This window comes from Actinoallomurus acaciae, assembly GCF_042429965.1.
GTDB lineage: Bacteria > Actinomycetota > Actinomycetes > Streptosporangiales > Streptosporangiaceae > Actinoallomurus > Actinoallomurus acaciae.
Genome location: NZ_JBHLZP010000575.1, coordinates 1 through 4897, shown reverse-complemented (window position 1 = coordinate 4897; position 4897 = coordinate 1). Strand labels below are relative to the sequence as shown.

4 protein-coding genes and 1 tRNA gene are annotated in these 4897 nt (G+C 65.3%); 4 read left to right on the top strand and 1 reads right to left on the bottom strand.

Annotation, left to right across the window (positions count from 1 at the left end; all coding sequences use genetic code 11):
* Nucleotides 1-599: 599 nt before the first annotated feature.
* The 3 genes from ACFFNX_RS42260 to ACFFNX_RS42250 all read left to right on the top strand — a co-directional run bounded on the left by ACFFNX_RS42260 (nt 600) and on the right by ACFFNX_RS42250 (nt 2821).
* Nucleotides 600-1652, top strand: a complete 1053-nt coding sequence (locus ACFFNX_RS42260) for a hypothetical protein (RefSeq protein WP_378211874.1) — start codon at nt 600-602, stop codon at nt 1650-1652.
* 150 nt (nt 1653-1802) lie between these two features.
* Entirely contained in the window at nt 1803-2504 is a 702-nt protein-coding gene (locus ACFFNX_RS42255; protein ID WP_378211873.1) for a toxin glutamine deamidase domain-containing protein, read from the top strand.
* 20 nt (nt 2505-2524) lie between these two features.
* Nucleotides 2525-2821 carry a hypothetical protein gene (locus ACFFNX_RS42250; RefSeq protein ID WP_378211872.1) on the top strand — a complete coding sequence of 99 codons (297 nt, stop codon included), beginning with the start codon at nt 2525-2527 and terminating at the stop codon, nt 2819-2821.
* 1009 nt (nt 2822-3830) lie between these two features.
* Here ACFFNX_RS42250 and ACFFNX_RS42245 read toward each other — a convergent pair.
* A tRNA-Gln gene (locus ACFFNX_RS42245) sits at nt 3831-3902 on the bottom strand.
* Nucleotides 3903-4045: 143 nt separating this feature from the next.
* Here ACFFNX_RS42245 and ACFFNX_RS42240 point away from each other — a divergent pair.
* Nucleotides 4046-4897, top strand: an 852-nt coding sequence (locus ACFFNX_RS42240) for an MFS transporter (RefSeq protein WP_378211871.1), incomplete at its 3' end; no start/stop codon positions are given.

Here is a 4897-nt window from a genome sequence, read left to right as displayed (position 1 = left end):
AGCCACAGCACGCAGACACCACTTCCGACGACGGCTACACCTCCAGACGATCCAGATCTAGCTATGTAGTACTAGGCCATGTCCACGGGGGAGTCGGGTATGGCCGGTAGACGAGGGCTCCCGGCCGCCGGGACCGACACCACGGGCACACCCACAAGGCCATGGAACGCTTGGTCGTGCCGAAACGGCCTGAGGAACGAGTAAAGCGGAGTCTCATACGAGACTCCCGCTGCAGGTCAGGTGTTGTGCTGGGGTACCAGGACTCGAACCTAGACCAACTGAACCAGAATCCACCCACGGCAGCCGACGCGCACGGTTGGGAGGGTGCCTGTAGCAGCGTCATCTGGCGATGGACCTGGGGCAATGCTTCAGATGTGCTTCCGTCCCTTGTCCGGCGATCTCCGGCTGTGACCGGCAGTAGATGACACGAGATGACAGAGGGTGACTGTCATCCCTTGTCATGTCACCGGTACGCGGCAGAATGACAGGTCGGTAAACATGCGCGACCTGTTCGATGAGGAGTGCCGTTGACCTCGTTGCGAACCCACCGGCAACGCCGTGGGCGGAGCAAGGCACAACTCGACGTACACCTACGCCGCGTGGCCAAAGCGCGCGGCGAAGCACTCCCCAAGCCAGAGAGCCTCGCCCGCTGGGAGAAGGATTACGGCGCCGTCAGCCCGCTCTACCAGCAGCTCTTTTGCGAGGTTTACGGCTGCTCGCCGGCCGAGCTCGGCTTCGTCACGGAGCCCGAGGCACCCGAGCCCGAGCCTCTGGAAGAACTCGCCGCCGAGTTGACCCGCGCGTCCCCGGTCGACATCGAGGTCGCCGACCTCCTACAAGCTCAGACGGGCGCCATCCGCCGACTGGACGCCCGCCAGGGCGCTCAGCTCATCCACGACCAGATCAGAACACATGTGGAGAAATTGAATTGCCACGCCGTACGGACCAGACGGCGGCTATTCGCCAAGGTGTTAGCCGACGCTTCAGCCTTGGCCGGCTGGCAGGCCCTCGACGTCGGCGCCCCACGCGAATCGTGGGAGCACTTCGAGCGCGCCAAAGCCGCCGTAAAAGACGCCGAGGAGCCCTCCTCGCTGGCCTCCACCGCCGCGGAACAGGCATCCGTCCTGCTCGACCTGGGCGACGCCGAGCTGGTCGCCGAACTCGTCGGCCACGCCCGCCACCAGGCCGCCACAGCCCTGCCCGCACTGATGCGAACCTGGCCCGCCGCCGCACACACCGAGATATTGCCCGCCACGGGCAACGCCGACGACGCGGAACGCCGCACACTCGACGAGGCGAGCGGCCTGCTTCCCGACGAGTCGGGTGACGTGCCGCCCTACCCCGTACTCAGCAAAAGCCACCCCACCCGCTGGCGCGGCAACTGCCTCGTCCGACTCGGCGACAAAGACGCCATCGAAGAACTCACCACCGGCCTCGCCGCTGTCGCGGGCGCCTACGCCCGACCAGAGGCTGGCGCCCGTATCGACCTCACCGTCACTCTCTTCGTGCGCGGCGAACAGGCGATAGCAGAAGAGCATCTCCGCAGCGCACGCTGGCCAGCCGCACCGGCCCACTCTGCCAAAAGCACCGGATCGACGCCCTCACAGCATGTTCTCAACATCCCGCCGATGACCGCTCCCTTACGGCCATGACAGGAACCAGCCGTGACGAGTGACCACATCAAGCAAGACGACAGGACCGACTCGCCAGATAGACACTCTCCCGAACGCGCACCGACCTCTCCTGTACCCGACCAGCCCGGGACTCCTGGCTTTCCATCGCGAGCCGAGGCTCGCGCCAGGTTGGCTGGTATCAACCGACAGAGCGATGGGGAGATCGACGCATCATCGATCGCAAATGAATTCCGGGAGGACGACGATCCAGCAGAAGGCGAGGAACTCTTCGAGGACGAAGCTGTCGGGGAAAGCAGAGAAGAAGAGCTTGACGAAGACAAGGACTTTCTTCGTCAACGGCAGCTTGGCGAAGAACTCGCGAACTACGCCGACAAGAAGGTCGATCGACAGATTGACCACGCCCTAGATAAGGTCAACCCCAAGTTCGATCGAAGCAAATCAGCTTACTCAGAGAACTGCACCGGCGTAGTGCAAGCCTACGAACTACGGCGACGGGGTCATGACGTCGAGGCAGGGCCGCTTGAGCCGCACCTTCGGAGGGACCAGGACGGCGTTGGCGGCCGTCAGGCGAACGCGATCGAGCAACCATGGGGCCGCAATTTCACCGACGGCACGAAGTCAGAGATCGAGGAAGCCTTCCGGGAGCCAGGCGCCAGGGGGATCGTCCGCATCAGGTGGAACACTGGCGGCGGGCACGTGTTCAACGTCGAAAACGTTGGCGGGAAGGTCCGCTTCATCGACGGGCAACCGACGCCCGCTGTCACTGACGCCTCCCACTACTTCAATATGGGACGGAACACGAAATATCTTCGGCTCGACGATTTGCCGACGCCCAGGCCCCGGGCGGTAAGACCCTACCTTGAACCTTGACCGAACCTGGAGGAAGAGTTATGGCAGTCACATATGAAGAAGCACGCACAAAGGTTCGTGACGCATTGGAGCCAGGTTGGACACACGGCACCTTCTGCCTTGACGACCGCACGATAACCGAGACCGACGACATGTACGTCTTCGAGATCGGCGCGCGGGAGTACTTGGTAGATGGCGATGACTCGTACGAGGTAATAGGCGGCGTTTCCGTCGTCTACAAGGAAGACGGCCGGGTCGCGTCGCTGCCATCGGTCGCTGTCGCCACAGACCCAACGGTTCGCACCAGGCCGAATCCCCACCCGACGCTAGAGACATGAGACAGACCGATGGCCGCCGCTTCAGTTATTGTCCCCGTAGGCGAGGATGATGCGCCGGTAGTTAGGGGTCTTGCCCGCCTGCTCCGCGGTACGAACGACGTGGCCGACCCCAAGGAGTGTGTCGATCAGGCCGTCAGCGGAGACCTTCGCCTTTGAAGGAAACCTGTCGCCTGGCGCGCGTCAGCCGACGCGGATCCGGTCGCGGAGGGCAGCGGCGATCTTCAGGTAGACGGCGTCGCTGCTATAGGCCAGGCCGCAGGTTTCCCTTCGGCGGTGTGAAGAACAGGGTAGAGGGCGGCACACCCGACAGACGTGTAGCCGAGCGCCTGCGATGAGTTCGGCCCGCAGGTCAGATACGTAAGCCCACACCCGCGTGTTAACCACCACGGTGAGTCGGCCCGTGTGAGTGATGCTTAACCTGTGACTTGGGAGGACAACGACGCCTGCGAGATGACGCCGCTGCGGCGGAGGCGTGCCGAGTTCGGATGAAGGCGCCTCGCGGCTCTCCGGCGATGTACCGTACAGGTCGGTATGGGGCTCGGCAGCGACAAGAGCCTCAAGACCACGATCGCCCGGCACGAGAACGTACACGTCATCCTGGGTGAGGATTGGCGAAGGCTCTACCGCCTCGCCTACAGCCGTAGCGACAAAGAACTCGGTTTCCTCGACGCGGCCCCCATAGCATCGAGCCCCGCCGCTCCCAGGTGAGCTGGACCGGTCCGCGAGTGTCCGACTCACGCACGCTATCGCGGGGCGCGATCCGTCGCGGCGCGGACGTTGAGGGTCGTCAAGCACGCCGAACGCGATGAGGTTCAGACCCGGCTCTGGCCAGATCCTCATTTCACATTCACCACATCGACCGCAGTAGCCACGCAGATCGTGCTGAACTGGCCATGTCTCCCGGTCGTCGACCGAGGCGTCGGTCTGTTCCCCATCCGTTCCCCAACAGGCTCAGGGATGACAAAAGCGGGGCCTCGTCAGAGGCTCCCGCTGCAGGTCAGGCGCTGTGCTGGGGTACCAGGACTCGAACCTAGACTAACTGAACCAGAATCAGTCGTGCTGCCGATTACACCATACCCCACGGGCCGCGAACCCCTGGTCCGTGGCGCCTCAGCGAGTTTAGCGGACATTCGCCACTCCTCGCGAACGGGTGGCCACTGGCGTCTCGTACGTCCCGTGATCGTGTCGTGTACGGTCGCCGCTCGTCGGCATTAGTCTCCCCCTGTGGAACGTTCGGGGGGGTTGTCGCGGGGCGGTGCGACCTGGCTGTTGTACGCCGTCCTCAGCTGTTTCGGCTTCCTCCTCAACGGGCTCGGTGCCATCCTGGTGCCGCTCCAGAAGGATCTTCGGGTCGGCCGGGATCAGGTCGCCTTCTACCCCACGCTCTTCGCCGTCGGGCTGCTCCTCATCGGGGTTCTCGGAGGTGTGCTGGTCGGGTGGGTCGGCCGGGCGGTGGCGTTGCGGCTGTCCATCGGCGGGATGATCGTCGGTGGGCTGTTCCTGGCGACCTCGCAGCAGGCGCTCACGCTCCTCGGGGCGCTGCTCATCGGGGTCGGTGGGGCGCTGCTCATCCAACTGATCCCCGCGCTGCTGTCCGCTCTTCACCCGCATGCCCCGGCGGCGGCGGTCGGGGAGGCGAACGGGCTCGCGAGTGCGGCCTCCGTGCTCGCGCCTCTGATGGTGGCCGGGGCGCTCGCGGCCGGGATGGGCTGGCGGGCCGGGTACCTCGTGGTGCCGCTCGTCATGCTCGTCCTCGTGCTGGTGCCCGCCTGGCGGGTTCCGTTGCCGGTGGCCGAGGCGCCGGCGGACGACGCGCCGCGCGCCGACGTTCGCCGGCTCATCGGGCCCTGGGTCGAGGTGGTGCTCGCGGTGAGCGTGGAGTTCTGCATGGTGTTCTGGGCGGCCTCGGCGGTCACCGAGTGGCACCACGCGTCCGACGGACTGGCGCCTGCGGTGGCCTCTTTGTTCCTGGTCGGCATGGCGACCGGGCGGTCGCTGGCGGTGCCGGTCACCCGGCGGCTGCCGCGCGCCCGGCCGCTCATGCTCGGGTGCTCCGCCGTGGCCGCGGCCGGGTTC

Bases quoted from the DNA above. Each gene is read 5' to 3' on its own strand.
- ACFFNX_RS42250 (WP_378211872.1), top strand. From the start codon at position 2,525: ATGGCAGTCACATATGAAGAAGCACGCACAAAGGTTCGTGACGCATTG.